This is a genomic window from Streptomyces sp. NPDC004752 (genome assembly GCF_053601275.1).
Genome location: NZ_JBSGBN010000002.1, coordinates 164,631 through 191,173, shown reverse-complemented (window position 1 = coordinate 191,173; position 26,543 = coordinate 164,631). Strand labels below are relative to the sequence as shown.

The 26,543-nt window shown below is 71.0% G+C and carries 25 protein-coding genes; 10 read left to right on the top strand and 15 right to left on the bottom strand.

Annotated elements, in window-relative coordinates:
• Positions 1 to 275: 275 nt before the first annotated feature.
• Entirely contained in the window at positions 276 to 1,856 is a 1,581-nt protein-coding gene (locus tag ACWEKM_RS01960; protein ID WP_451619191.1) for an FAD-binding oxidoreductase, read from the bottom strand.
• Positions 1,857 to 2,213: 357 nt separating this feature from the next.
• On the opposite strand from ACWEKM_RS01960, the gene pstS reads away from it, so the two are divergent.
• The 4 genes from pstS (at position 2,214) to pstB (ending at position 6,415) form a co-directional block, all read left to right on the top strand.
• Entirely contained in the window at positions 2,214 to 3,356 is a 1,143-nt protein-coding gene (pstS, locus tag ACWEKM_RS01955) for a phosphate ABC transporter substrate-binding protein PstS (RefSeq protein ID WP_451619190.1), read from the top strand.
• Positions 3,357 to 3,494: 138 nt separating this feature from the next.
• Positions 3,495 to 4,505, top strand: a complete 1,011-nt coding sequence (gene pstC / locus ACWEKM_RS01950) for a phosphate ABC transporter permease subunit PstC (protein WP_451619189.1) — start codon at positions 3,495 to 3,497, stop codon at positions 4,503 to 4,505.
• A complete protein-coding gene (gene pstA / locus ACWEKM_RS01945) occupies positions 4,502 to 5,563 on the top strand; it encodes a phosphate ABC transporter permease PstA (RefSeq protein WP_451619188.1) in 1,062 nt (353 codons plus the stop codon). The genes pstC and pstA overlap by 4 nt, the downstream gene beginning before the upstream one ends.
• A 75-nt stretch (positions 5,564 to 5,638) precedes the next feature.
• Positions 5,639 to 6,415 carry a phosphate ABC transporter ATP-binding protein PstB gene (gene pstB / locus ACWEKM_RS01940; RefSeq protein WP_451619187.1) on the top strand — a complete coding sequence of 259 codons (777 nt, stop codon included), beginning with the start codon at positions 5,639 to 5,641 and terminating at the stop codon, positions 6,413 to 6,415.
• Positions 6,416 to 6,627: 212 nt separating this feature from the next.
• Here pstB and ACWEKM_RS01935 read toward each other — a convergent pair whose 3' ends face one another.
• Both ACWEKM_RS01935 and ACWEKM_RS01930 read right to left on the bottom strand, forming a co-directional pair.
• The gene (locus ACWEKM_RS01935) at positions 6,628 to 7,626 is read right to left on the bottom strand and encodes an anion permease (RefSeq protein WP_451619186.1); all 999 of its coding nucleotides are present in this window, start codon (positions 7,624 to 7,626) and stop codon (positions 6,628 to 6,630) included.
• A gap of 7 nt (positions 7,627 to 7,633) precedes the next feature.
• A complete protein-coding gene (locus tag ACWEKM_RS01930) occupies positions 7,634 to 8,254 on the bottom strand; it encodes a DUF47 domain-containing protein (protein WP_451619185.1) in 621 nt (206 codons plus the stop codon).
• Positions 8,255 to 8,442: 188 nt separating this feature from the next.
• Here ACWEKM_RS01930 and ACWEKM_RS01925 point away from each other — a divergent pair, with 188 nt between their 5' ends.
• Positions 8,443 to 8,793: a metal-sensitive transcriptional regulator gene (locus tag ACWEKM_RS01925; protein ID WP_451619184.1), complete on the top strand. Its 351-nt coding sequence runs from the start codon at positions 8,443 to 8,445 to the stop codon at positions 8,791 to 8,793.
• A gap of 67 nt (positions 8,794 to 8,860) precedes the next feature.
• Here the strand turns inward: ACWEKM_RS01925 and ACWEKM_RS01920 are convergent, their stop codons facing one another.
• Together ACWEKM_RS01920 and ACWEKM_RS01915 are read right to left on the bottom strand one after the other, a co-directional pair.
• Positions 8,861 to 9,031 carry a hypothetical protein gene (locus ACWEKM_RS01920; RefSeq protein ID WP_451619207.1) on the bottom strand — a complete coding sequence of 57 codons (171 nt, stop codon included), beginning with the start codon at positions 9,029 to 9,031 and terminating at the stop codon, positions 8,861 to 8,863.
• 77 nt (positions 9,032 to 9,108) lie between these two features.
• Complete coding sequence (locus ACWEKM_RS01915; RefSeq protein ID WP_451619183.1) at positions 9,109 to 9,960, bottom strand: hypothetical protein; 852 nt, start codon at positions 9,958 to 9,960, stop codon at positions 9,109 to 9,111.
• 156 nt (positions 9,961 to 10,116) lie between these two features.
• Between ACWEKM_RS01915 and ACWEKM_RS01910 the strand changes: the two genes are divergently transcribed.
• A complete protein-coding gene (locus tag ACWEKM_RS01910) occupies positions 10,117 to 10,290 on the top strand; it encodes a hypothetical protein (protein ID WP_451619182.1) in 174 nt (57 codons plus the stop codon).
• A gap of 66 nt (positions 10,291 to 10,356) precedes the next feature.
• Here the strand turns inward: ACWEKM_RS01910 and ACWEKM_RS01905 are convergent, their stop codons facing one another.
• The 4 genes from ACWEKM_RS01905 to mshD form a co-directional block, all read right to left on the bottom strand.
• Positions 10,357 to 10,791, bottom strand: coding sequence for an NUDIX hydrolase (locus ACWEKM_RS01905; protein ID WP_451619181.1), 435 nt, complete (start codon positions 10,789 to 10,791; stop codon positions 10,357 to 10,359).
• A gap of 150 nt (positions 10,792 to 10,941) precedes the next feature.
• Positions 10,942 to 12,006 (bottom strand): CHAD domain-containing protein, encoded by a 1,065-nt coding sequence (locus ACWEKM_RS01900; protein ID WP_451619180.1) that lies wholly within the window; start codon positions 12,004 to 12,006, stop codon positions 10,942 to 10,944.
• Positions 11,987 to 14,392: an RNA degradosome polyphosphate kinase gene (locus ACWEKM_RS01895; protein WP_451619179.1), complete on the bottom strand. Its 2,406-nt coding sequence runs from the start codon at positions 14,390 to 14,392 to the stop codon at positions 11,987 to 11,989. The genes ACWEKM_RS01900 and ACWEKM_RS01895 overlap by 20 nt, the downstream gene beginning before the upstream one ends.
• A 500-nt stretch (positions 14,393 to 14,892) precedes the next feature.
• Positions 14,893 to 15,819, bottom strand: coding sequence for a mycothiol synthase (gene mshD, locus ACWEKM_RS01890; RefSeq protein WP_451619178.1), 927 nt, complete (start codon positions 15,817 to 15,819; stop codon positions 14,893 to 14,895).
• A 170-nt stretch (positions 15,820 to 15,989) separates the two neighbouring features.
• On the opposite strand from mshD, the gene ACWEKM_RS01885 reads away from it, so the two are divergent.
• Positions 15,990 to 17,813 carry a bifunctional metallophosphatase/5'-nucleotidase gene (locus tag ACWEKM_RS01885; RefSeq protein WP_451619177.1) on the top strand — a complete coding sequence of 608 codons (1,824 nt, stop codon included), beginning with the start codon at positions 15,990 to 15,992 and terminating at the stop codon, positions 17,811 to 17,813.
• Positions 17,814 to 17,966: 153 nt separating this feature from the next.
• Here ACWEKM_RS01885 and ACWEKM_RS01880 read toward each other — a convergent pair whose 3' ends face one another.
• The 6 genes from ACWEKM_RS01880 to ACWEKM_RS01855 form a co-directional block, all read right to left on the bottom strand.
• On the bottom strand, positions 17,967 to 19,427 hold the full coding sequence (locus tag ACWEKM_RS01880) for a sensor histidine kinase (RefSeq protein ID WP_451619176.1): 1,461 nt from the start codon (positions 19,425 to 19,427) through the stop codon (positions 17,967 to 17,969).
• The gene (locus tag ACWEKM_RS01875; RefSeq protein WP_451619175.1) at positions 19,424 to 20,152 is read right to left on the bottom strand and encodes a response regulator transcription factor; all 729 of its coding nucleotides are present in this window, start codon (positions 20,150 to 20,152) and stop codon (positions 19,424 to 19,426) included. The genes ACWEKM_RS01880 and ACWEKM_RS01875 overlap by 4 nt, the downstream gene beginning before the upstream one ends.
• Positions 20,153 to 20,273: 121 nt before the next feature.
• Positions 20,274 to 20,492, bottom strand: coding sequence for a hypothetical protein (locus ACWEKM_RS01870; RefSeq protein ID WP_451619174.1), 219 nt, complete (start codon positions 20,490 to 20,492; stop codon positions 20,274 to 20,276).
• A 141-nt stretch (positions 20,493 to 20,633) separates the two neighbouring features.
• Entirely contained in the window at positions 20,634 to 21,833 is a 1,200-nt protein-coding gene (locus ACWEKM_RS01865; RefSeq protein ID WP_451619173.1) for a S1C family serine protease, read from the bottom strand.
• A gap of 142 nt (positions 21,834 to 21,975) precedes the next feature.
• On the bottom strand, positions 21,976 to 22,998 hold the full coding sequence (locus tag ACWEKM_RS01860; protein ID WP_451619172.1) for a LacI family DNA-binding transcriptional regulator: 1,023 nt from the start codon (positions 22,996 to 22,998) through the stop codon (positions 21,976 to 21,978).
• A gap of 97 nt (positions 22,999 to 23,095) precedes the next feature.
• On the bottom strand, positions 23,096 to 23,896 hold the full coding sequence (locus tag ACWEKM_RS01855) for a winged helix-turn-helix transcriptional regulator (protein WP_451619171.1): 801 nt from the start codon (positions 23,894 to 23,896) through the stop codon (positions 23,096 to 23,098).
• Positions 23,897 to 24,067: 171 nt separating this feature from the next.
• Between ACWEKM_RS01855 and ACWEKM_RS01850 the strand changes: the two genes are divergently transcribed.
• The 3 genes from ACWEKM_RS01850 (at position 24,068) to ACWEKM_RS01840 (ending at position 26,499) form a co-directional block, all read left to right on the top strand.
• Positions 24,068 to 24,904, top strand: a complete 837-nt coding sequence (locus ACWEKM_RS01850; RefSeq protein WP_451619170.1) for an alpha/beta hydrolase — start codon at positions 24,068 to 24,070, stop codon at positions 24,902 to 24,904.
• A gap of 71 nt (positions 24,905 to 24,975) precedes the next feature.
• Positions 24,976 to 25,230, top strand: coding sequence for a MoaD/ThiS family protein (locus tag ACWEKM_RS01845; RefSeq protein WP_451619169.1), 255 nt, complete (start codon positions 24,976 to 24,978; stop codon positions 25,228 to 25,230).
• A gap of 3 nt (positions 25,231 to 25,233) precedes the next feature.
• Entirely contained in the window at positions 25,234 to 26,499 is a 1,266-nt protein-coding gene (locus ACWEKM_RS01840) for a hypothetical protein (protein WP_451619168.1), read from the top strand.
• The last annotated feature ends 44 nt before the right edge of the window (positions 26,500 to 26,543 follow it).

Below are 26,543 nucleotides of genomic sequence, written 5' to 3'. Positions count from 1 at the left end.
AGGTGCCCCCACGCGGCGTTGCCGAAACGCCCTAGTAGCTCCGCTACGAGGACCTTCCGGCGCCTTGCGATCGCACGCACCAGACGCCGCACGGCTGATCGGACTCTCATTCTGTTCGGAGCTCTAAGGCCCCGACGGAGGTTCGCCTCGACAGTGGTCCGGTCCGATGGCGGTTCGCTTCGACGGTGGCCGGCCTCGAACCTGATCCGGCCCGACGGTGGTCCGCCCTGACGGCGGTTCGCACCGACGCGCCCGGCGGCGCGCCGGTGCCGGGTTCACAGCGACTGCGGGTAGGTGAAGAAGCGGCCCGGGTCGTACTGCCGCTTCACCTGGGCGAGGCGTGTCGCGGCAGCGCCGTAGTACGCCGTGCGCCAGTTCGTCAGGGTCGGGTCCGTGTAGTTCTGGTAGGCCGCGCCGGAGGCGTACGGCTTCATCGCGCCGTGTGCCTCGGTCAGCCAGGACTGTGCCGTGGTCCCCGAAGTGCCCGCCTTCCAGGACACGAGGTACTGGGCCAGCATCCGGGAGCGGCGGTGCACGAAGGCCGTCGCGGTCGGGGAGACCCGGTTGACCGCGCCGCCGAGTGCCGTCAGGGCGATGCTGCCCGAGCCGCCGCGGGCGGCCTGGATCTGGTTCAGCAGCGTCCGGACACCGGCCGGTGAGAGCGACCGGTCGAAGAAGTCCGAGCGGGCGGCGTACGTCTCGCGGCCCAGCGTGCCCTGCGGCGAGCGGCCGGGGGTGGAGCCGGGCAGATGGCACTGGGCCTGCGCGGCGAAGGCCGAGCAGCCCGCGTAGATCTCCATCGCCTCCTCGTAGCCCCGGCGGCGCAGGGACACGCTCGACGCGTTCGCGCCCACCGTGGCGGCCAGGCGGTCCACCGCGTTCTGGAGTTCGCCGTAGCTGCCCAGGGAGAAGACGGAGAGGGACACGGTGGGGGCGCCGCCGGCGGTGCGGTCGAGGTGCAGGGCCGACCAGATCTCGTCGGGCTGGTCGGGACCCCACTCCTGCCAGGCCCGGATCAGGGCGGCCGCCCTGGCCCACGGCCAGGTCAGATATCCGGTCACGGCCCGCGGGGCGGGGTGGGTGGCGAAACGCAGTTCGGTGACGACGCCGAAGTTGCCGTTGCCGGCGCCGCGCAGGGCCCAGAACAGTTCCTTGTGGGTCCGGGCGTCGGCGGTGAGCTGCTTGCCGTCGGCCGTGATCAGGGTGGCCCCGGTCAGGCTGTCGCAAGTCAGGCCGTAGGCGCGGGAGACGACTCCGTGGCCGCCGCCGAGGACGAGACCGGAGACGCCGACCGTGGGGCAGGAACCCGCCGGTATCGTCACGCCCTTGGCGCCCAGCGCACGGTAGACGTCGATCAGTTTGGCGCCGGCGCCGACGACCGCCTGCCCGCCGCTCACCCGGATCCGGTTCAGCCGCGAGACATCGACGACGAGGCGGCCGTTGCCGGACGACCAGCCCGCGTAGGAGTGGCCGCCGTTGCGTATCGCCACGCGCAGGCCGTGCGCCCTGGCGTACGCCAAGGCGGTCCGGATGTCGTCCGGGTGGGCGACGTAGGCCACCGCCGCGGGCTTCAGGCCGTCGAAGCGGGTGTTGTAGAGGAGGCGGGCCGTGGTCCAGGCCGCGTCCCCGGGGCGGATCAGCGGCCCGTCGAGGGCGCGGGCGAGGGCGCGCCAGTCGGCGGCGGCTCTCGCGCTGGTGGTCTTCAGCGACGTACGGGAGGATGTGGAGCCGTGGGGTGTGCCGGACGCGCTCGTCGAAGAACCGGCGGACGGACTCCCGTCGTGGGAGCAGCCCGCCGTCACGGCGGCCGTGGCCAGGGTCGCCGCGCCCTGTGAGATGAACATGCGCCGTTCCATGGCCCGTGCCCCCTTCGTCGGCTTTCGTGGAACGAGACGGAGCGTCGGCCCGAAGGGTTCCACAGCCGTCGAATGCGCAAGCCGGCCGCATGCTACGCGCGTCATCGAGCTGTCGCGTGGACCGCCTTTGCCGACGCGGCCGTTGGGACCGCGATGTGTCTTCCCCGTAAGCATTCCGTGACCTAACCGGGCCGACGGCAGGGGTTCACCTTGCGTTTACCGATGGCCATCGGCTGCTTCACCTGCTCTCCCTAATTTCGGCCTTACCCGGTGCGGTGTGCGGCACGAATGCGCAGACGTACCACGACGATTACGCGCGCCGCCGACGGTGGCGGCTCCTCGGAAGGAACTCCCGAAGTGATGCTTCAGCGCAAGAACCGGCTGCGCGCCCTTTCCCTCGGTGCTGTCGCCATCTCCGGCGCCCTGGCCCTGACGGCGTGCGGCTCCGACGACACCGGCAGCGACAAGGACAAGGCCAGCGACTCTTCCTCCGCTTCCTCGTCGGCCGGCGCCGGCTCCATCAAGTGTGACGACGCCAAGGGCCAGCTGCTGTCGGACGGCTCCTCCGCGCAGAAGAACGCGATCGACGCCTGGGTGGCCGAGTTCTCCAAGGCATGCGGTGTGCAGATCAACTACAAGGCGGGCGGCTCCGGTGCCGGTGTCACCTCCTTCACCCAGGGCCAGCTCGCCTTCGCCGGTTCCGACTCGGCGCTGAAGCCCGAAGAGGTCACGGCCTCCAAGAAGGTCTGCTCCGGCGGCCAGGGCATCGACCTCCCGATGGTCGGCGGCCCGATCGCGGTCGGCTACAACCTGGAGGGCGTGGACAACCTGGTCCTGGACGCCCCCACGCTCGCCAAGATCTTCGACGGCCAGATCAGCAAGTGGAACGACGAGGCCATCAAGAAGCTGAACCCCGACGCGAAGCTCCCCGACCTCAAGATCCAGGCGTTCCACCGCTCGGACGAGTCCGGCACCACGGACAACTTCACCAAGTACCTGAAGGCCGCCAGCCCGGAGAACTGGAAGTACGAGGGCGGTAAGGCGTGGCAGGCCAAGGGTGGCCAGGCCGCCGCCCAGTCCTCGGGTGTGGCCGCCGGTGTCAAGCAGACCAACGGCGCCATCGGCTACTTCGAGCTGTCCTACGTCGCCGATGGCATGAAGGCCGTCAGCATCGACACGGGTGCCAGCGCGCCGGTCGCCCCGAGCAGCGACGCCGCCTCGAAGGCCATCGCCGACGCCAAGATCGTGGGCACGGGCAAGGACCTGGCGCTTGAGCTGAACTACGCGACCAAGGCCGAGGGCGCCTACCCGATCACCCTCGTCACCTACGAGATCGCCTGCGACAAGGGCAACAAGGCGGACACGCTGCCCGCCACCAAGGCGTTCCTGAACTACATCGCCTCCGAGGAGGGCCAGGGCAAGCTCGCCGACCTCGGCTACGCCCCCATCCCCGCCGACATCATCTCCAAGGTCCGCACCACCGTCTCGGGCCTGAGCTGATCTGAGAGTGCGGCCCGGTCCCGGATCTGAATTCCGGGGCCGGGCCGCACCTCCGGTGCACCGCCGCCATGAGCCGTACGACGCGTACGGCTTCGCAGAGCCGCACCTGGCATGCGGCTCCGCAGACCGGAGAACCCGATGGACATAACAACAGACAACACAACAGACACCCCTCCCCCCACCCCACAGCCGACCGAGGCCGCGCAGAAGCAAGCGGCCCGTGGCGCCACCCGACCCGGAGACCGGATCTTCCTCGGTCTCTCCCGTGGGTCGGGCATCCTGCTGTTGGTGATCATGGCCGCGATCGCGGTCTTCCTCACCTACCGCGCGGCCCTCGCCATCAGCAAGGACCACGGCAACTTCCTGACCACCTTCGAGTGGAACACCGGCGTCGAGCCGCCGTCCTTCGGCATCGCCGTCCTGGCCTACGGCACGGTGATCTCCTCGATCATCGCCATGGCCCTCGCGGTCCCGATCGCGGTCGCGATCGCGCTGTTCCTCACCCACTACGCCCCGCGCCGGATGAGCGGCCCGATCGCCTATGTGATCGACCTGCTCGCCGCCGTGCCGTCCATCGTCTACGGCCTGTGGGGCGTGCTGGTGCTCGTACCGCACCTGAACGGCCTCTTCGGCTGGCTGAACGACTACCTCGGCTGGACCGGCATCTTCTCCTGGGACGAGGGACCCGCGCGCTCGATGCTCACCGTCGGCATCCTGCTCGCGATCATGATCCTGCCGATCATCACCAACGTGAGCCGCGAGGTCTTCCGCCAGGTCCCGCAGATGCACGAGGAGGCGGCACTGGCCCTCGGCGCCACGCGCTGGGAGGTCATCCGCATGGCCGTCCTGCCCTTCGGCCGCTCCGGCGTGATCTCCGCCTCGATGCTCGGCCTCGGCCGCGCGCTCGGCGAGACGATGGCCGTCGCGACCGTGCTCTCCCCGGACTTCCTCATCCACGCCAGCCTGCTCAACCCGGGCGGCGGCACCTTCGCCCAGAACATCGCCAGCAAGTTCGGCGAGGCGAGCCCGTTCGGCCGTGACGCGCTGATCGCCTCCGGTCTGGTCCTGTTCGTCATCACCCTGCTGGTCAACGGCGCGGCCCGCATGATCATCGCGCGCCGTGCGGAGTACTCGGGGGCCAACGCATGAGCAACGCCGCCATCGCCGACAAGCGCCCCAGCGCGCTGCGCGGCGCCAGCCTGCCGAAGTGGACGCCCTGGGCGATCGCCGCCGGCTCGGTGGCCGTGGCCATCGGCATCAGCCTGGCCGCCGGCCTCGACAGCAAGGTCCAGTGGGGCCTGCTGTCCGGGCTGATCTTCCTCATCGCCACCTACGGCATCGCCGCCCGCGTCGAGGGCCGCCGCCAGGCCAAGGACCGCATCGCGACCGGCCTGGTCTGGGTCGCCTTCCTGCTCGCCGTAGTGCCACTGGCCTCGGTGGTGTGGACGACCGTCTCGCGCGGTGTGAAGGTCCTCGACATCTACTTCCTGACCCACTCGATGGGCATCGTCGCCGACTCCCAGCCCGGCGGCGGCATCTACCACGCCATCATCGGCAGCCTTGAGCAGGTCGGCCTCGCCACGATCATCGCCGCGCCGATCGGCATCCTCACCGCGGTCTACCTCGTCGAGTACGGCGGCGGCAAGCTGGCCCGGGCCGTCACCTTCTTCGTGGACGTGATGACCGGTGTCCCGTCGATCGTCGCGGGTCTGTTCATCCTCAGCCTCATGCTGATCTTCGACATGGAGCCGTTCGGCTTCGCCGGCTCGCTGGCCCTGGCCATCCTGATGATGCCGGTGGTCGTGCGCTCCACGGAGGAGATGCTCAAGCTCGTCCCGAACGAGCTGCGCGAGGCGTCCCTGGCGCTCGGCGTCCCGAAGTGGCGCACCATCCTGAAGGTGGTCCTGCCGACCTCGATCGGCGGCATCACGACCGGCGTCATGCTGGCGATCGCCCGTATCGCCGGTGAGACCGCGCCCGTGCTGCTGCTGGTGTTCGGCAACCGGTTCATCAACAACAACCCGTTCGAGGGTGCGCAGCAGTCGCTGCCGCTGTACATCTACCAGCAGTACGCGCAGAGCGCCGGCGCGAACGCGGCCTACGACCGAGCCTGGGCGGCCTCGCTCACGCTGATCGCCTTCGTGATGATCCTCAACCTCGTGGCCCGCGGCATCGCCCGCTGGAAGGCCCCGAAGTCCGGTCGCTGAGGCGACTATTTCCGGCTCCGCCGGGTGGGGCCAGACAGCGACCAGATACCCCCCTCGAAAGAAGCAGTGATTTCCATGGCCAAGCGAATTGACGTCAGCGGCCTCAGCGCCTATTACGGCTCCTTCCGGGCCATCGAGGACATCTCGATGACCATCGAGCCCCGTACCGTCACGGCCTTCATCGGCCCGTCCGGCTGCGGCAAGTCCACCTTCCTGCGCACCCTCAACCGGATGCACGAGGTGACGCCGGGCGGCCGGGTCGAGGGCAAGGTCATGCTGGACGACGAGAACCTGTACGGCACCGGGGTCGACCCGGTGGCCGTGCGGCGCGAGGTCGGCATGGTCTTCCAGCGCCCGAACCCGTTCCCGACGATGTCCGTGTACGAGAACGTCGCGGCGGGCCTGCAGCTGAACGGCTCGTACAAGAAGAGCGAGCTGTCGGACATCGTCGAGAAGTCGCTGCGCGGCGCCAACCTCTGGAACGAGGTGAAGGACCGCCTGAACAAGCCCGGTTCGGGTCTCTCCGGTGGTCAGCAGCAGCGTCTGTGCATCGCCCGCGCCATCGCGGTGGAGCCGAAGGTGCTGCTCATGGACGAGCCCTGCTCGGCCCTCGACCCCATCTCGACCCTCGCGATCGAGGACCTGATCGGCGAGCTGAAGGACCGCTTCACGATCGTCATCGTGACGCACAACATGCAGCAGGCGGCGCGGGTCTCCGACCGTACGGCGTTCTTCAACCTCTCGGCGGTCGGCCAGCCCGGCAAGCTGATCGAGATCGACGACACCGAGCGCATCTTCTCCAACCCGTCGGTGCAGGCGACGGAGGACTACATCTCCGGCCGCTTCGGCTAGGCCGACGCCGCCTCGAACCCCTCGCGGTGCTGCATGGCGGTGCCACCGCGGGGACGAAAAAGGGCCCGCCCCTGGCTCCCGGGGGCGGGCCCGTCGTCGTTCCCGGGGCACTGCTCCCGGGTGGCCGGTTCTGGCCGGTGTGCGCGGCTAAATGGTCCGTGCTGACCGATTCCATGGGTGTTGCTCCTCCTCTTTGCCCGGTGCCCGGTGGTCTACAGGAACGCCAGGTCCACGACGCCGAACACCGCCGCCGCGACCAGGGCGGCCGCCGGCATCGTGATGAACCAGCCGAGGACGATGTTCTTCGCGACGCCCCAGCGGACCGCGTTCACGCGCTTGGTCGCGCCGACGCCCATGATGGCCGAGGTGATCACGTGGGTCGTGGAGATCGGCGCCTTGAACAGGAACGCCGTGGTGAACATGATCGCCGCGCCGGTGGTCTCGGCCGCGAAGCCCTGCGGCGGATCCAGCTCGATGATCTTGCGGCCGAGCGTGCGCATGATGCGCCAGCCGCCCGCGTAGGTGCCGAGCGACAGCATCACGGCGCAGACGATCTTGACCCATGCCGGGATCGGGTCGCCGTAGCTCTCATGGCCGGAAATCACCAGTGCCATCACCACCACGCCCATGGTCTTCTGGGCGTCCTGGAGGCCGTGCCCGAGCGCCATGCCGGCCGCCGACACGGTCTGGGCGATGCGGAAGCCGTGCTTGGCCTTGTGCGGGTTGGCCCGTCGGAAGATCCACATGATGGCCGTCATCACCAGATAGCCGACGACCAGGCCGACCACCGGCGACACGAACATCGGGATGATGACCTTGTCGACCACTCCGTTCCAGAACACGGTGGTGCCGCCCGCAAGCGCGGCACCCACCAAGCCGCCGAACAGGGCGTGCGAGGAGGAGGACGGCAGGCCGAAGTACCAGGTGAGCAGGTTCCAGGCGATGGCTCCGAGCAGCGCCGAGAAGAGGATGCCCATCCCGTGCGCGCCCTCGGGTGTCTGGATCAGGCCCTCGCTGACGGTCTTGGCGACGCCGCTGCCGAGGAATGCGCCTGCGAGGTTCATCACGGCCGCCATCGCCAGCGCGGCCCGAGGTGTCAGCGCCCGCGTCGATACCGAGGTGGCGATCGCGTTCGCGGAGTCGTGGAATCCGTTCGTATATGTGAAGAACAGCGCGACCGCGATGGTCACGACCAGGGCGAAGGTGTCCATCGACGCCTCAGGACTCCTTGACGGCGATGGTCTCCACCGTGTTCGCCACGTGCTCGAAGGCGTCCGCGGCCTCTTCCAGCACATCCACGATCTGCTTGAGCTTCAGTACCTCGATCGCGTCGTACTTGCCGTTGAAGAGGTGCGCGAGGAGCTTTCGGTGGATCTGGTCCGCCTGGTTCTCCAGACGGTTCACCTCGATCCAGTACTCGGTGAGGTTCTCCATGGTGCGCAGGTTCGGCATCGCCTCGGCCGTCAGCTCCGCCGCCCGGGCCAGCACCTCGATCTGCTGCTCGACGCCCTTCGGCAGTTCTTCGATGTTGTAGAGGACGACCAGGTCGACGGCCTCCTCCATGAAGTCCATGATGTCGTCGAGGGACGATGCGAGGGAGTAGATGTCCTCGCGGTCGAAGGGCGTGATGAACGAGGAGTTCAGCTGGTGGAAGATCGCATGTGTGGCGTCGTCACCTGCGTGTTCCGCGGCCCTCATACGCTCTGCGATCTCGGCCCGGGCGGATGCGTCCGCCCCGAGCAGTTCCATCAGGAGTTTCGAGCCGGTGACGATGTTGTCCGCGGATGCGGCGAACATGTCATAGAAGCTCGTCTCCCTGGGGGTCAGACGAAAGCGCACTTGGGGTCCTTGGGATGCATCGGTTTCGGTCAGCCTGATGCTAAGCGCATCATCCGGCCACGGCTAAGGGGCCGTCCCCAAGTGTCGCCCATGGGGCATGGTGATCAGCACGGGGGCGTACCAAGGGCCCTATACCCAGCAAAGTTCGTTACGATATACCCACCAGGGGTATATGTCTGGAGGACGCGATGACGACCACCGAGGCCGGCGCGACGGTGCCCTCCGAGAGTCCGCTCGGGGGCACCGGCGAGAACGTGACGCACGGGTACCACAAGCAGAAGGACGAGCACCTCAAGCGGCTGCGCCGGATCGAGGGGCAGATCCGCGGGCTGCAGCGCCTGGTCGACGAGGGCGTCTACTGCATCGACATACTCACGCAGGTGTCGGCCTCCACGAAGGCCCTGCAGTCCTTCGCGCTGCAACTGCTGGAGGAGCACCTGCGGCACTGCGTCGCCGACGCGGCCGTGAAGGGCGGCAGCGAGATCGACGCGAAGGTGGAGGAGGCGACGAAGGCGATCGGACGCCTGCTGCGCACCTGACCGACCGCCCTTCACGGCCGCGTCGGTGGGGCTTTGTGATTCAGCCGGTTCAGCCGGTTCAGCCGGTTCAGGCGGTGAGGGCCTCGCGTTCTTCGGCCACTCTCAGCACCTCGTCGATGCTTTCCAGGCTGAGCCGGTCCTCGTCGGCGGCCGAGGCCGCGATGATCAGCTCGCCGCACAGTTCGATCTCGGCGAGGGCCACGTGGTCCTGAACCGTCGTACCGCTGCCCGGAGCCACGTGCATCACCTCGTCTCTGCCGTCACCGACTTCCTAGGGTAGGCAGTGGTCTACACGCCGCGCATGGCACGGACGGGCTAGTTCCCGGGGTGGTCCTCCGCGATCCGGCCCGCGTAGATGTCCCGCCGGCGGGGCAGCTTCACCTCCACGTCGGCGCCGAAGTCGTACAGCAGCGTCGCCGAGGCGACCGCTACGGGGGTCTGCTGCCGGCCGTTGACGAAGCTGAACCGCTGCCGGAGTTTGCGGATGCGGCCCTGGTCGTCGAGGTACGCGTCGAACGGGACCTCGGCCGTGGCGAACCCCTTGGCCGCCGCCGCGAGGGCCGCCCGGTTGCCCGCCGAGGCCGCCCGGGCCGCCGCGGCGAGGTCGGCGGTGCCCCGGTAGTGCCGCACCGCGGTGCCACCCACCTCGGCCCGGCCCACATACGTCGCCGTCCGCGTGCCGCGCAGCAGCTCCGCGGCGGCGTACGGGTCGGTCACGCCGCCCGTCACCAGGTTGCCGTCGGAGAGAGTTGCCGTGTCGACCCGGACCCACTTGTCGGCGGGCACCCCGGCACCCCGGTTCTTCATGTACAGCGCGCCCGGCGCGAGGAGTTCGGTGATCGGCCGGTGCTCGGTGGCCCCCGTCGGGTCCTGCGGCAGGACGACCGTGAGCCGCCCGAGCTGCCGGCGGTAGTCGTAGACGCCCTTGCCGCGGATGGTGACCCGGGTGCCGCCGGTCGCCATCTCCATGGAGGTGTCCGCCCGGGAGCTGCCCGCGGTACGCAGGGCCTCGGCGGCGCGGTGCAGGATGGTGACGGGATCGGCCGGGCCGCGCGCGTCGGCGGCGGCGCCGCTGCCGGCACACCCTGTGGCACACGCGCCTAGGCCCACCAGCATGACCACCGCGACGACCGTGCCGCCCGCCTTCCTGTGCTGCCGCCGATTCATCGCCTGCCTACCCCCGGTACGTCCGTCACGGGCCCCCTGTCGTTCCGGTTAACGATGGGTAGGGAGTGCCGTCACGCGTGACGGCGGGCCGGGCCGCGAAGCTCACGGGGTCCCGTCGCCCCTCCCTTCCCGCGCGGGGTCGGTAACCTTGCCGGAGTGGCGCACAGGGACGGGCCGGAGCAGGCCCGTGAGGGACGGGAACACCGCACGACGACCGATGAGCAGGGGCGCTTCTGCGTGGCCCGCTGCACCTGCGGCTGGCGCGGGCCGGCCCGCCGGGCGAGAAGCCAGGCCCGCGCGGACGCGGCGGGGCATACGACGATCCCGTGAGGGACGCCGGTGACGGGCCCGCCGCGGACCTGACGGCCTGCTGCTCAGGGGGTCATGCGGGCGGTGTCAGCTCGCCGGCCCCGGATGCCCGAACCGGCGTACCAGGGCGTCGACCAGCTCCCGGTCGCGTGGCTGGGTGAGGCGGGCGCGGGCCGCGGCGGGGGCGAGCCACAGAATGCGGTCCACCTCCTCGTTGGGCGCGAAGCGGCCCGCGGCGGCCTCGGCCGCCCAGTAACGCACCTGCTTCGGGCGGCCGTTGGCCGGATAGTGCAGGGTGGGCAGCTCGACACCGGGGACGGCGGCGTAACCGGTCTCCTCGGCCACCTCGCGCAGGGCGCCGGCCAGCGCCTCCTCACCACGCTTCAGCTTGCCCTTGGGGTGGGACCAATCGTCGTACTTCGGCCGGTGGACGAGGCAGATCTCCAGCCGGCCGTCGATGGGGGAGCGGCGCCACAGGACGCAGCCGGCCGCCTGAACGATGGTGTCATCCGTGCTGGTCACCGGTTGGTCACCCTCCTGGTCCGTGGGGCTCCTTCGGATGCGGCGTCGAATCCGAGGTCCGATTCGAGGTCGGATTCGAGGTCGGATGCGGGATCGGTTCGGGGGCCGGTTTCGGGGCTGTGGTGGACGGTGGGCGGGTGGCCGACGGGGTCAGGGCGCGCTGACCGGCTGCTTCTGCCAGGACTGCTGGAACTCGAACCGCGCCGCCTCCACCTCGTGCCGCTGGTCGGCGTGGAGCACGCCGAGCGCGTACGCCGTCGCGGGCGCGATGCGCGGGGTGCGGGCCGCCTGCGCCGCCGCGCCGGCCGCCTCCGCGGCGTCCCGGTGCCGGTCCAGCGCCCGCCCGGCCGCGAGCAGCCGCAGATCGGCCGAAGGTGCGCCGAGCCCGCTGCCGCACAGGACCTCGCGGGCGTAGCGGTGCAACCGCAGCAGCAGGCGCACCTGGTGCCAGGGGCCGTCCTGCGGATGCGGGGTGGGGTCCGGGGACAGCCCGTGGACCAGGGCCTCCGCGTTGTACGGGTGCCCGGCGGTGATCAGGGGCAGCGCGGCGATGGCGTCCATGAGCCGTTCCTCCGCCGCGGCCGCGGCCGGACGCAGATCGGTGGTCACGGCGGCCGGGGTGAGCGGCACCTCGCTGGCCAGGACGGCGACCCGGTCGGCGACCGCGTGGAAGCGGGAGGAGCCGAGGGCCTGGAGGGCGGTGGAGTGGGCCCGGGTCCGGGCGAGGGTGAGCTGGCGTTCGAGCAGGGCGCCCGCCTTGGCCGCGCCCACGGTGAGGTTGCCGCGCTCCTGGTTGCTGGGTCCGGAACCGGGGGCCGCGGGACCGGCGCCGACGGTCACCGACTGCGCCGGGAACGACGTCGAACCGGACAGCCGGTGCAGCGCGAGCAACAGCCGTTCCAGGCGCGCCTCGTATGCGTGCTCCATCCCCAATGTCCCCGACAGCCAGGCCAGTTCGGGGCGCATCTCCTCCGACCAGTCGGCGTCGAGGAGCGGCCGGAAGGTGTGCAGGCTGCCGCTGATACGGCGGGCCGAGCGGCGCAGGGCGCGCGCCGCGTCGACGGACTCCTCCGGACCGGCGGCCGTACCGGTCTCCCGTTGCAGCCGCAGCGCGCGGAGGAACTCCGTGGCCTGGGCGCGCAGGTAGACCGCGAGGGCGTCTCCGGTCACCGCCCCGGCCGTGGGGTCCGTCGGTTCAAGGTGTTGCTGTGCCACGCCGGCGCCTCCGGGCGTCTATGAGCATCTCCTGGACGTTGCGCAGGGGCTGTCCGTCCGCGTCGGTCGCGTGCCGGGTCCACTCGCCGTCGGCGTTCAGGTGCCAGGAGGAGGTGGTGTCGGACATGCCGGTTTCGAGCAGCCGGTTGAGGGACGCCCGGTGTGCCGGGTCGGTGACCCTGACCAGTGCCTCGATCCTGCGGTCGAGATTGCGGTGCATCATGTCGGCGCTGCCGATCCACACTTCGGGCTCGTCGCCGTTGCCGAAGACGAACACCCGGGAGTGTTCCAGGAAGCGGCCGAGGACGGAGCGAACCCGGATGTTCTCCGAGAGACCCGGGACACCCGGACGGAGCGCGCAGATGCCGCGCACCCAGATGTCCACCGGCACGCCCGCCTGGGACGCGCGGTAGAGGGAGTCGATGACCGCCTCGTCCACCATCGAGTTGACCTTGATGCGGATGAAGGCGGGGCGGCCCGCACGGTGGTGCTGGGCCTCCTTGTCGATCCGGGCGATCAGCCCGTCCCGCAGGGACTTGGGCGCGACCAGCAGACGGCGGTACGTCTCGCGGCGCGAGTAACCGGAGAGCCGGTTGAACAGGTCGGACAGGTCGGCGCCGACCTGCGGATCCGCCGTCAGCAGGCCCAGGTCCTCGTAGAGCCGGGCCGTCTTCGGGTGGTAGTTGCCGGTGCCGACGTGGCTGTAGCGGCGGAGCGTCTCGCCCTCCTGGCGCACCACCAGGGACAGCTTGGAGTGCGTCTTCAGGCCGACCAGGCCGTATACGACATGGCAGCCGGCCTCCTCCAGCTTGCGCGCCCACTTGATGTTGGCGTGCTCGTCGAAGCGTGCCTTGATCTCGACCAGGACGAGTACCTGCTTGCCGGACTCGGCGGCGTCGATGAGCGCGTCGACGATGGGGGAGTCGCCCGAGGTCCGGTACAGGGTCTGCTTGATGGCGAGGACGTCGGGGTCATCGGCCGCCTGCTGGAGGAACGCCTGCACCGACGTCGAGAACGAGTCGTACGGGTGGTGCAGCAGCACGTCCCGGCCGCGCAGAGCGGCGAAGATGTCCGGTTCGGAGGCCGACTCGACCTCGGCGAGGTCGCGGTGGGTGCCGGCGACGAACTTCGGGTATTTCAGCTCGGGCCGGTCGAGGCTGTGGATGCGGAACAGTCCGGTGAGGTCCAGGGGGCCGGGCAGCGGGTAGACCTCGGCCTCGCTGATCTTCAGCTCGCGCACCAGCAGATCGAGTACCTCGCGGTCGATGGACTCCTCGACCTCCAGGCGCACCGGCGGCCCGAAGCGGCGCCGCATGAGTTCCTTCTCCAGGGCCTGGAGCAGGTTCTCGGCGTCGTCCTCCTCGACCTCCAGGTCCTCGTTGCGGGTCACCCGGAAGGCGTGGTGCTCCAGCACCTCCATGCCCGGGAACAGCTCTTCGAGGTGGGCGGCGATGACGTCCTCAAGGGGGACGTAGCGGCCGGGGGCGGCCTCCAGGAAGCGGGAGAGCAGCGGGGGCACCTTCACCCGGGCGAAGTGCCGATGGCCGCTGACCGGGTTCCGTACCACCACGGCCAGGTTCAGGGACAGGCCGGAGATATACGGGAAGGGGTGCGCCGGGTCGACCGCCAGGGGGGTCAGGACCGGGAAGATCTGGTGCCGGAACAGGGTGAAGAGGCGGGCCTGCTCCTTCTCGGTCAGCTCGTTCCAGCGGACCAGGTGGATGCCCTCCTCCGCGAGGGCGGGGGCGACGTCCTCGTGGTAGCAGGCGGCGTGCCGGGCCATCAGCTCGCGGGAGCGGGCCCAGATCATCTCCAGCACCTCCCGGGGCTGGAGGCCGGAGGCGGACCGGGTGGCGACGCCCGCCGCGATGCGGCGCTTCAGACCGGCCACCCGGACCATGAAGAACTCGTCCAGGTTGCTGGCGAAGATCGCCAGGAAGTTCGCCCGCTCCAGGAGGGGCGTGTTCGGGTCCTCGGCGAGTTCGAGGACCCGCTCGTTGAACGCGAGCCAGCTGCGCTCCCGGTCGAGGAAGCGACCCTGCGGCAGCTGGGCCCCGTCGGTCTGCGACTCCTCGTATGCGTCGAGGTCGGCGTCGAGGTCGGGTTCCAGGTCGGAGACCGCCGCCGCCACGGTGTGCGGGCGGTGCGCGGCTATGGAGCCCACGGAGGGCTGCGGGTTTGGATGAGTGCCGCGGCCCGCAGGGCCTCCACCAAGGGTGGTGGTGGGAGACGGGTGGGACTCGGCCTGGGTGTTCTGGCTCATATGCCCATTGTTCCGCGCGAACAGGGAGAAGGGCGCGTCGGAACGTGCGGGAGGTAGCCTCACGATCCCGTTCCCACCGGGCCCCTCGGGGGGCGGTGAAGGCTCTGGCGCGGCGGTCTTCATTGACTGAGCGTTGCAAGCTCGTCTGAATCGTTGGTTACAGAGACATGACGTGCGGGATAGCGGGGGGCGGCTCCCCGGCGTCCACGCAGGTCCGGCGGAGCCGTACGGCGGTATGGGTGACGGACGCGCGGCGTGCCCTGCCGTGGAGGTGTCGGTCCGGCGCGTTTCCCCTGTGCGGTGGGGAGGTGTGGGGGCGTCGGAGTGTTGGGTTTTGGGGGGTGTGGTGCTGTGTGGGGGTGGTTTTTGGGGGGGGTGGCGTGGGTCTTGTTGTGGCGGCGTAGCAGCCAGGACGCGGCGGCCGTGCACAGGCCGGCCACGGCCCGTACGTGGATCCCGGAGCAGAGGTGTCCATGGCCCTTGTCGAGGCTGGTCGCCCCGGTGACGGCCGGTACGGCCGTCCGCAGGGCCGGCCGGCGGGTCCCCGACGTCCCCACGCCCCCGTGCTCACGCCCCGTGCTCACGCCTCCGTGCTGATGCCCCCGTGGCTCATGCTCCCGTGCTCACGTCTCCGTGCGGTACATCAGGTCGGTCTCGTGGGTCACGAACCCCAGCCGTTCGTACACCGACACGGCCGCCGTGTTGTCGGCGTCGACGTACAGCATCGCGGTCGGCAGACCCTGCGCGGCCAGGTGGCGCAGGCCGATGGTCGTCAGGGCCTTGCCGAGGCCGCCGCCCTGGGCGCCGGGCGCCACGCCGAGCACGTACACCTCGCCCAACCGCTCCTCCGCGTGCGCCTTGGTCCAGTGGAAGCCGATCAGCTGCCCCGCCCGTTCGGCGAGGAAGAAACCGGCCGGGTCGAACCAGGGCTCGGCCATACGGTCGTCCAGGTCGCGCTGGGTCAGGGAGCCCTGTTCGGGATGGTGCGCGAAGGCCGCCGCGTTGACGGCGAGCCAGGCCGCGTCGTCCCGCCCCGGCGTGAACGTGCGCACCGTGACGCCCTCCGGCAGCCGCGGCTCGGGCAGCCTGAGACCGGTCAACGACCGCCGCATCTGGCGCAGTTCACGGAACAGGGACATCCCCAGTACCTGGGCGAGGTGCCGCGCGGCGGCGTGCCCGCCGTGCGCCCACACCCGCAGCCGCTTCCCGGACGCGGCGAGCAGCGCCGAGCCGAGCGCCCGGCCGTGCCCGTGCCCCCGGTGCGAGGGGTGCACGACCAGCTCGGCGGCCGGTGCCTCCACCGGGTCGGTGTCCTCCAGCTGGGCATAGCCGACGAGTTCACCGCCGAGGGTCAGCAGCAGATGCGAGACGCCCTCGCGCGCGCCCCCGCGCAGTTGCAGTCGGCCCTGCTCGGACACCGCCTGCTGCCCGTCGGTTCCGGCGGCCGCCGCGAGCAGCTCCAGGACGGCCGCGGCCTGGTCCGGGGAGAGCGCGGAGTAGGTCTCGATGGAGCGGGAGGCGAAGGGCGGTGCGGCGTCGTCGCTGGTCATGCGTACGAGGGTACGGGGCGCCCGCGGCAAAGTGGCGACACGGGCAAACGCAAAGAAGTCGGCAAAAGGAAGCCAGGATGTAACCATGAACCCCCTGTCGCGCTACGCGCGTTGAATCTAGGCTGCGCCGCATCGAACCCGCTTGTCACCATCAATCCACAGGGGGGCACATGCCGACGACATCCCAGGTACGTCATCGCGGCAGACGCCGCACGCGCGTCTTTCTCGCGACCGCGGCCGGTCTCGCCACCGTCGCGGCCCTGGCCGCCGCGCTGCCCGCTCAGGCGAACAACGACCAGGCCGACCGGGGCGACAACCGCGGCTACCACCGTTCGGGCCGCTACCAGGACGTCCAACTCCTCTCCTTCAACGACCTGCACGGCAACCTGGAGCCGCCGTCCGGCTCCTCCGGCCGGGTCAGCGAGCTGCAGCCGGACGGCACCACGAAGACGATCGACGCGGGCGGCGTCGAGTACCTGGCCACCCACCTCCGCCAGGCCCGCGCCGGTCACCCGTACTCCATCACCGCGGCCGGCGGCGACATGGTCGGCGCCTCCCCGCTGATCTCCGGTCTGTTCCACGACGAGCCGACCATCGAGGCGCTCAACGGCCTGGACCTGGACGTCACCTCCGTGGGCAACCACGAGTTCGACGAGGGCGCCACGGAACTGGCGCGGCTCCAGAACGGCGGCTGCCACCCGACGGACGGCTGCTACGACAAGAACGAGAAGTTCACGGGCGCCGACTTCCCGTACCTCGCGGCCAACGTGCTGAACGAGACGACGGACAAGCCGATCCTGAAGCCGTACTGGGTCTGGAAGAAGAAGGGCGTCAAGATCGGCTTCATCGGCGTCACCCTGGAGGACACCCCGGGGATCGTCTCCGCGGAGGGCGTCAAGGGCCTCAAGTTCAAGGACGAGGTCGAGACGATCAACAAGTACGCCAAGGAGCTGCAGCGCCAGGGCGTCCAGTCGATCGTGGCCCTGGTCCACGAGGGCGGCTTCCCGGCCTCGTCGAGCTACAACTACGACTGCGACTCCTCGGGCGCCGGCGCCGGCATCTCCGGCCCGATCGTGGACATTGCGAAGAACGTCACCCCGGCGGTGGACGCGCTGGTGACGGGCCACACCCACAGCGCGTACGTCTGCAGCATCAACGACCCGGCGGGCAGGCCGCGCATGGTCACCTCGGCCGCCTCCTTCGGCCGCCTCTACACGGACACCACGCTGACCTACGACCGGGTGACCGGTGACATCGCCCGTACGGCGGTGAAGTCGGCGAACCGCGTGGTCACTCGCACCGTGCCCAAGGCGCCGGACATGACGCAGCTGATCTCCAAGTGGAGCGCGCTGGCCGCGCCCATCGGCAACCGCCCGGTCGGTTACATCTCCGGTGACGTGCCCAACTCCGGCACCGAGTCCCCGATGGGCGACCTGATCGCGGACGCGCAGCTCGCCTACGGCCGGGAGCAGGACCCGAAGACCGCGCTGGCGCTGATGAACCCGGGCGGTGTGCGGGCCGGTCTGACGTACACGGCCTCGGGCGCCGAGGGCGACGGCGTGGTCACCTACGCCGAGGGCTTCACCGTCCAGCCGTTCGCCAACCTGGTGACCCTCCAGGACCTCACCGGCGCGCAGCTGATCCAGGTGCTGAAGGAGCAGGTCAGCGGCGCCAACGCGGCCGCGCCGAAGATCCTCCAGCCGTCGGCCGGGCTGACGTACACACTGGACCTGACGAAGTCCGGCGCGGACCGCGTGGTGACCGACTCGATCCGGCTGAACGGTGCCGCGATCGACCCGGCCGCCACCTACCGGGTCGCCGCCAACGCCTTCCTCGCGGGCGGCGGCGACGGCTTCCCCACGTTCGGCAAGGGCACCAACTCCCTGGTGGGCGCGGACGACCTGACCGCGCTGGCGAACTACCTGACGGCCAACTCCTCGGCCGGCAACCCGATCGCGCCCCCCGCGGCGGACCGGATCAAGATCGTGAAGTAGGCGGCACAGCGGCTGCTTCCCGCACCAGCGGCGGCGTCCCGCACGGGCCCGGTACGTACTCCGGTACGTACCGGGCCCTTCTCCGTGCCATGTGCCAGGAAGCCGACGCCCAAGAACGCCCCCCGGTGCCGATCGAAGGCGGCGCCGGGCCGGTCATGGTGCCTGCGTCAGCTCCGGTGGGGCCGTGGGGGCGCCGGGCAGCCGGACCGTGGCCACGGTGCCGCCGTTCCGGGCGGCGGCGAGGGACACTTCGCCGCCCGCTTGCTGGACCGTGCGGGCCACGATCGACAGGCCCAGGCCCGAACCCGGCAGGGCGCGCGCACTCGGGGAGCGCCAGAACCGGTCGAAGACATGCGGGAGTTCCTCGACGGCGATGCCGGGACCGTGGTCCCGGACGGTGAGGACGCCCCTGTCCAGCGCCACGTCCACGGTGCCGCCGTCGGGGCTGAACTTCACCGCGTTGTCGAGGATGTTGACGATCGCCCGCTCCAGCGCGGACGGTTCGGCGCGGACGTACCACGGCGCCAGGTCGGCCGTGATCGTCAGCTCGGGGCCGCGCAGCCGCGCCCGGCGCAGGGCCGTCTCCACGGTGTCGTGGAACGCGATCACCTGAAGCCGCTCGCCGCGCTGGCCCGCCGAACGGGACAGTTCCTGGAGGTCGCCGATCAGCGACGCCAGCTCCGTCATCTGTGCCTTCACCGAGGCCAGCAGCGCCTTGCGGTCGGCCGGCGGGAGCGGACGGCCGGTCTCCTCGCTGCGGGTGAGCAGTTCCACGTTCGTGCGCAGCGAGGTGAGCGGCGTGCGCAGTTCATGACCGGCGTCCGCGATCAGCTGCTGCTGCAACTCGCGGGAGCTGGCCAGCGCGGACGTCATCGAGTTGAACGACCGGGACAGGCGCGCGATCTCGTCCTCGCTGTCGTCCGCCACCGGGATGCGGATGGTCAGGTCCTCGGTGCGGGCGACGTGTTCCACCGCCTCGGTGAGTTTGTCGACCGGGCGCAGCCCGGCCCGGGCTACCGCGAGACCGGCGGCGCCCGCCCCGACGACCCCTACCCCGGAGACCAGCAGCAGCACCAGGGCCAGGTCCTTGAGCGTGCTCTCGGTGCCCTTCAGGAGGACGGCGGCCATCAGGACCGCGTTGGTCTGGGAGACCGGGCTGCTGATGATGATGGGCATGGTCAGCACGCGCACCCGGTTGCCGTCCGCGTCGATGCCGTTGTGGAAGACGCCCTGACCGCTGTCCGCGTTCTTGATCACGTCCTCGTCCGTCGAGGAGACCTTGATACGGCCGACCGAGCTGGGGAAGAGACAGGCGGTGCCGTCCGAGGTGACCACCTGGAAGTAGGTGTTCCGGACGCCGTTGATGGCGTTCTGCGGGGTCTGCGTGCAGTTGTCGAGCGCGGTCCGGATGTTGTCGAGGTCCTGGGGCCGGCCCACGGCCATGCCCACGGACTTCTTCAGGTCGTTGTCGATCTGCTCGTACAGTTTCCCCTGCACGAGGAACCAGCAGGTCACCGAGACCGCCGCCACCGCGGACGCCACCGCCACCGCCACCAGCAGCGACAGCCGCGAGCGAATCGGCAGCGCCCGGAACCGGCGGACCAGCCCTTTCACTCGGCGCCGCCCTGGCGCAGCACGTACCCCACGCCGCGGACCGTGTGGACCAGCCGCGGCTCGCCGCCCGCCTCCGTCTTGCGCCGCAGGTACATGACGTACACGTCCAGCGAGTTGGACGACGGTTCGAAGTCGAAGCCCCAGACCGCCTTCAGGATCTGCTCACGGGTGAGCACCTGGCGCGGATGGGCCAGGAACATCTCCAGCAGGGTGAACTCGGTGCGGGTCAGCTCCACCTGCCGCGCGCCGCGTGTGACCTCGCGGGTCGCGAGGTCCATACGGAGATCGCCGAAGGTGAGGGCCTCGTCGTCCGTGGTGGCGCCGACCACCGAGGCGGCGTAGGAGCTGCGTCGCAGCAGCGCGCGGATCCGGGCGAACAGCTCGTCCAGTTCGAACGGCTTGACCAGGTAGTCGTCGGCCCCGGCGTCGAGACCGGTGACCCGGTCGCCGACGGTGTCGCGGGCCGTCAGCATCAGAATCGGTGTGGTGTCGCCCGCGCCGCGGATGCGGCGGGCGGCCGTCAGGCCGTCCATGCGGGGCATCTGGATGTCCAGGACGACCAGGTCGGGCCGGTACCCGGCGGCCTTCTCCAGCGCGTCCGCGCCGTCGACGGCGACCTCGGTGTCGTACCCCTCGAAGGCCAGGCTGCGCTGGAGCGCTTCGCGGACGGCGGGCTCGTCGTCGACGATCAGGATGCGGTCACGGTCGCCTTCGGCGGAGCTCATCGTCTGGGTTCCTCGGGGTGGGGTGGGGACGCGGCTGGGACGTCTTCAGACTCGCATGTTTCCGGCTTGCCGGGGTGCGGTGGTGGGGTGCGGCCGGGCCGTGGGCTTCGCCCGGCCCGGCTCAGGCGTGCACCGCGGTCAGGCGCTTCAGGGGGACCTTATGGCGGTGCGGGCGGTCGGCGGGCATGCGCAGACCCATCAGCTCGGGGGCGGCCACTTCCGTGGCCCGGGCGGGCGGCCGGGGCGCGTGGAGTGCGTACGCCACCTCAAGGGCCAGGGCGGTGCAGGCCGGGCCGAGGCCGGCCGCCGGGTGCGAAACCTGCTCGATCGTCTGGATCATGACGTGCTCCCTAGCTCTTGGTGCGCTCTTGGTGCTTCCGAGCCCTTGGTGCTTTCGAGTCCTTCGTGCTCCTGGGCCCTTCGTGCTCCTGGGCCCTTCGTGCTCCTGCGGGTGCGCCGCGCGCTCGCGGCTCCGGCCTGCTCAGCCGGTGGCGCCGGCCCGCAGCTTGGTCAGGTCGGACTTGACGGTGTTGATGGGGATCGCGAAGCCGAGGCCGACGCTGCCCGCGTCCGAGGACGACGAGGAGTCGGTGGCCGAGTACATCGCGGAGTTGATGCCGATGATGGCGCCGCTCGCGTCGATCAGGGCGCCACCGGAGTTGCCGGGGTTGAGGGACGCGTCGGTCTGGATGGCCTGGTACGTGGTGGTGGAGGAGCCCGTGTCGCCGTTGAAGTCCTGGCCGCCGAACTGGAACGGCCACCGGCCGTCGCCCTGGCCCTGCCCCTGGCTCTCGTCCGTGGAGACGGTCACGGCACGGTGCAGGGCGGAGACGATGCCGCTGGTGACGGTGCCGGTCAGGCCCTCGGGGGAGCCGATCGCCACGACCGTGTCGCCGACCTGCACCCCGGAGGAGTCGCCGAGGGCGGCGGCCTTCAGCCCGGAGGCGTCACGCAGCTTGATCAACGCGAGGTCCTTGGAGCTGTCGGTGCCCACGACGTCGGCCGTGTACTCCTTGCTGTCGCTGGTCCGCACCTTGATCGACGAGGCGCCGGAGACGACGTGGTTGTTGGTGATGATCTCGCCGCCGGAGGTGATGATCACGCCGGAGCCGGTGGACGAGCCGCCCGCGAGCGTCGCGTTGATCTCGACCACGCTCGGGCTGACCGCGGCGGCGATGGCGGCGACGTCACCCTTCTTGCTGGACGGCACGACATGGGTGGCCGCACTGCCGACCGTGGCGGAGTCCTTGCCGGTCAGCTCCTGGAAGGCGTACGCCGTGCCGCCACCCACGGCCGCGGCGACGATCGCCACGGCGGCCAGCAGCCCTATCGGGCCCCGGGCGCGCTTCCTGTGCGGAGCGTGCGGGGCGTGTGGATCGTGCGGCGCGGCGCCGTCGCCGCCCGGTGCGGTCGGAAGGAGAGCGGTTCCGCCGCCGTGCCCGCCGGCACCGCCCTGACCGGCGTCGGCGGCGAGCGGAGCGGTCGTCGCGGCGGCCTCGCCGCCCGGCCACACGGTGGTGCCCGGCTCGACGGAGACCGGCTCCGCGGGCCGGTGGACCGGCGGGGGCGGCCACTCCGGGTTCACGGGGGAGGAGGCGTGCTGCTGCCGGGGGTACGCGCCCTGGTAGCCGTCACCCTGGGGGTTCTCGTACGTGCCGCTGCGGCGGAAGCTCTCGGTCATGCCATAGAGCTTGTCCCGCCACCATGAGAGCTTCCTGAGTGCTCCCTGAGAAGCCCGGCAGAACCGCGTTTGCCCGATATAAAGACGGTTCTCGCAGCTCGGCGGCGGCTCTCAGTGAGCCCTCATGGACGCCTGGGAGACCTCACGCACAGCCGCAGGAGCGGCGCAGCAGCAGCCGGGACGGGAAGATCTTCAGCCGCTCCCGGCGCGAGCTCGCCACCCGCAGACCGTCGTCGAGGACGAGGTCCACGGCGGCCCGCGCCATCGCCGACCGGTCCGAGGCGACCGTCGTCAGCGGCGGATCGGCCAGGGCCGCCTCCTTGATGTCGTCGAAGCCGGCCACCGCCAGCTCGCCCGGCACGTCCAGACGCAGCTCGCGCGCGGCCCGCAGCACGCCGATCGCCTGGTCGTCGGTGGAGCAGAAGATCGCGGGCGGCCGGTCGGGGCCGGAGAGGATCTCCAGGGCGACCCGGTAGGCGTCATAGCGGTTGTACGGGGCCTCGAAGAGCCGCCCCTCGGTCGGGATACCGGCCTCGTTCAGGGCGCGCCGCCAGCCCTCGACGTGGTCGGTGACCGGGTCGCCGACGGCGGGAGTCTCGGCCGTGCCGCCCATGCAGGCGACGTACTCGTACCCGTGCTCCAGCAGATGGCGCACCGCGAGCTGGGCGCCGCCCAGGTCGTCGGTGACGACGGCGACGTCGTCCATGGCCTCGGGCCGCTCGTGCAGCAGCACCACCCGGGCGTCCCAGGCGTCGATCTCGGCGGCGGCGAGGTCGTTGGGCGCGTGGGAGACGAGGATCAGACCCGAGACCCGCATCCCGAGGAAGGCCCGCAAGTAGTGGACCTCGCGCTCGCCGACGTAGTCGGAATTGCCGACGAGGACCATCTTTCCGCGCTCGGAGGCGGCCTGCTCGACCGCGTGGGCCATCTCCCCGAAGAAGGGCTGGCGCGCGTCCGGCACGATCAGTCCTATGAGGTCGGTGCGGCGCGAGGCCATCGCCTGGGCCACCCGGTCGGGCCGGTACCCCAGTTCCTTGATCGCCGCGAGGACACGCTCGCGCGTGGCCGGGGCCACCGGCCGGGGTCCGTTGTTGATGACGTAGCTGACCACGGCGGTGGAAGTGCCCGCCAGCCGCGCCACGTCATCCCGAGTCACCTTGGCCACGCGCGGAGTCTACGCGGAGAGATCCGTGCTGGGCAGGGCCGCGGCAGCCCCTGTCGGGGCTTGCCTGTGCGCACCCGACGCCCCGCCCGGGTCCCGGCTATGCCTCGGCCCTGACCTCGGTGCCGCCGAGGACCGCCGAAGTGTCCGCATCCTCCGACTTTGGCCGAGCTGCCTTGGCCTTCGCCTCGTCCGCGGCACGGTCGCCCTTCTCGGGAGTGCGGTCGCCCTTCTCGGGAGTAACGAATCGATAACCGACGTTCCGGACGGTTCCGATCAGCGACTCGTGCTCCGGGCCCAGCTTGGCGCGCAGCCGCCGTACATGTACGTCGACGGTCCGCGTGCCCCCGAAGTAGTCGTAGCCCCAGACCTCCTGGAGCAACTGGGCCCGGGTGAAGACGCGGCCCGGGTGCTGCGCGAGGTACTTCAGGAGCTCGAACTCCTTGAAGGTCAGGTCGAGGATCCGGCCCTTGAGCTTGGCGGAGTAGGTCGCCTCGTCCACCGACAGGTCGCCGTTGCGGATCTCCATCGGGGAGTCGTCGGTGACGAGCTGCTGGCGACCCATGGCCAGGCGGAGGCGGGCCTCCACCTCGGCGGGGCCGGCCGTGTCCAGGAGTACGTCGTCGATGCCCCAGTCGGCGGTGACGGCGGCGAGGCCGCCCTCGGTGACGACGAGGACGAGCGGACAACCGGGCCCGGTGGAGCGCAGCAGCTGGCACAGGCTGCGGACCTGGGGGAGGTCCCGTCGTCCGTCGATCAGGATGAGGTCGGCACCGGGAGTGCCGACGAGGGCGGGTCCCTCCGCCGGGGCCACGCGCACGTTGTGCAGCAGCAGTCCGAGGGCGGGGAGCACTTCCGCCGACGGCTGGAGGGCGTTGGTCAGGAGCAGCAGAGAACTCATATGCCTGGTTCCTCCTCGGTCCCCGCGAGGACGTATGCGGTACGGAACTGCTCTGCGATCCCGAAGGCCCCGTACACCCGCGGTTTCCCGCTTCGTATACAACGCTTCCGAAAGCACGAAAGGACCCGGGGGCGGCGCTGCCCGAGTCCTCTGCCCAGCAGAATAGCCGACATGAGCAACGGTTCGGCAGGTCATCTGGCACGTTCCGGTATTCGTCCGCACCGTGAGACGGGCAGACGCGCACCTCAGCGGACGTTTCTGCGCACGGCCGACGGGATTTCCCTCGATTCCGTGTACGACCCGGGCGCGGCCGTATCCGACGCCTCCGCGCCACTCTCCCGTGACCTGGCGTTCGTGGTCGCGCACGGCTTCACCGGGGACGTGGACCGGCCGCATGTACGCCGGGTCGCGGCGGCCCTCGCCCGGCACGGCGCGGTCGTCACCTTCTCGTTCCGCGGTCACGGGGCGTCCGGCGGGCGCTCCACGGTCGGCGACCGGGAGGTGCTGGACCTGGCCACCGCGGTGGAGTGGGCCCGCGGGTTCGGGCACACGCGCGTGGTCACCATCGGGTTTTCCATGGGCGGCTCGGTGGTGCTGCGGCACGCGGCGCTGCACCCGGGCGCCGACGCCGTGGTCTCGGTGAGCGCCCCGGCCCGCTGGTACTACCGGGGCACCGCGCCCATGCGCCGGGTGCACTGGCTGGTGACGCGCCCCGAGGGCCGCCTGGTCGGCCGCTATGGGTTGCGCACCCGCATCCACCACCGCGACTGGGACCCGGTGCCGCTGTCGCCGGTGGAGGCGGTCCCGCGGATCGCGCCGATCCCGCTGCTGATCGTGCACGGCGACCGGGACGGCTACTTCCCGCTCGACCACCCCCGGATGCTGGCCGCCGCCTCCGCCGACCACGGGGAACTGTGGCTGGAGCCCGGCATGGGCCACGCCGAGCACGCGGCAGGCGCCGCCCTGCTGGGCCGGATCGGGGACTGGGCGGCCTCCCGGGCGGGCTAGCCTGACGTATCGAGACGTACGTACTGGCGTACTGGCGTACGTACTGACGTACCCACGGACTTGAGGACGAGATGGCAAAGGTCACGGTGCGCTACTGGGCCGCCGCGAAGGCCGCGGCCGGGGTCGCCGAGGAGGTCTGCGACGCGGCGACCCTCGCCGGGGCGCTGGCGGTGGTGCGCGAGCGACACCCCGGCGAGCTGGCGCGCGTGCTGCGGCGGTGCTCGTTCCTGATCGACGGTGACCCCGTGGGGACCCGCGGACATGAGACGGTACGGCTGGCCGAGGGCGGCACGGTCGAGGTGCTCCCGCCATTCGCAGGAGGGTGAGCGATGACCCAGCAGCCGTATGACGGCGGTGCGTACGAGGGGTACGACCCGAACCGGCAGCAGCAGCCGCACCAGACCGGGCACCAGACCCCGCAGGCGTGGCCCGCACAGCCCGGCCACGACCCGTCCGGGTACGACCAGTCTGGGCACGGGCAGTCCGGCTACGACCACTCCGGGTACGGGCAGTCCGGGTACGGGCAGTCCGGCTACGACCAGTCCGGCCATTCCCACTCCGGCTACGACCCGCAGTTCACCCAGCAGTGGCAGGGGCAGACCTGGGACACGCAGGTCCACGCGCCGCTGACGTCGGCCGAGGAGACCGCCTACCTGCCGTCGCACGGCTACGCCGCCCCGGCCGCCGCCCCCGCCGCGCCCCACGCGCCCGTGGCGTCGGAAGCACCGGCGCAGACCCCGGCACCGGCGCAGCCCCCGTCTCCGGCCCAGGCCCCGGCTCCCGCCGCGGAGACGACAGGGCCCACCTACGGCCCCGCCACCCTCGCCGGAAACTCCCGCATCACCGACGCCCAGCGGGCCCGCCTGGAGGGCCGCTCCCCGATCATCGAGCCGGGGATGCAGCCCGCGGCGCTCACCGCGCTGCTCGGCCTGCTGCTCGCGGGCACGGCGGCGGTCGGCTCGTACGCCCTGGTCATGCCGCTGATCGTGCTCCAGGCCGTGACCGCGGCGGGCTGGTTCCGGCTGAACGGCATGTGGCCCGCCCGGCAGGGCATCGCGCTCGCCTTCGCGGGAGCGCTCACCGCGGATGTGACGCTGCTGGTCGCGGGCCGTGAGAATGCCCCCGCGGCCATCCTCGGTCCGCTGGGCGTGTGGATCCTGCTCGCCCTGATCCTGCAACTGCGCTCGCACGCCGACCCGGACGAGCGGATGTACGGGCTGATGGCGACGGTCGCCGCCACCGCGCTCGCGGTCATCGCGACGGGCTACCTGGGCGCCGACCCGCACACCGTGTCGGTCGGTGCCGCCGCGGTGGCCGTGGCGGTCCTGGCCCGCGCGCTCCCGCTGCCCACCCCGGCCTCCGTGGTCGTCGCGATTCTCGCGGCGGCGGGCGCCGGCATCGCGGTCGGCGGGATGACCGGTCTCGGCGCGAAGGGCGCCCTGGTCGGCGCGGCGGCGGCCGGGTGCGCGCTGATCGGGCACCGGGTGGCCGGCTACGACTACCCGTCCCGCTTCGTGCACTTCACGGCGGGCGTCGCGCTGCCGCTGTCGGCCGCGGCGCCGGTGGTGTGGATTCTGGGCCGGGCCCTGGGCTGACCGCACACGTCACAGGTGATCGACAAAAACCGTGGACCCGCCCC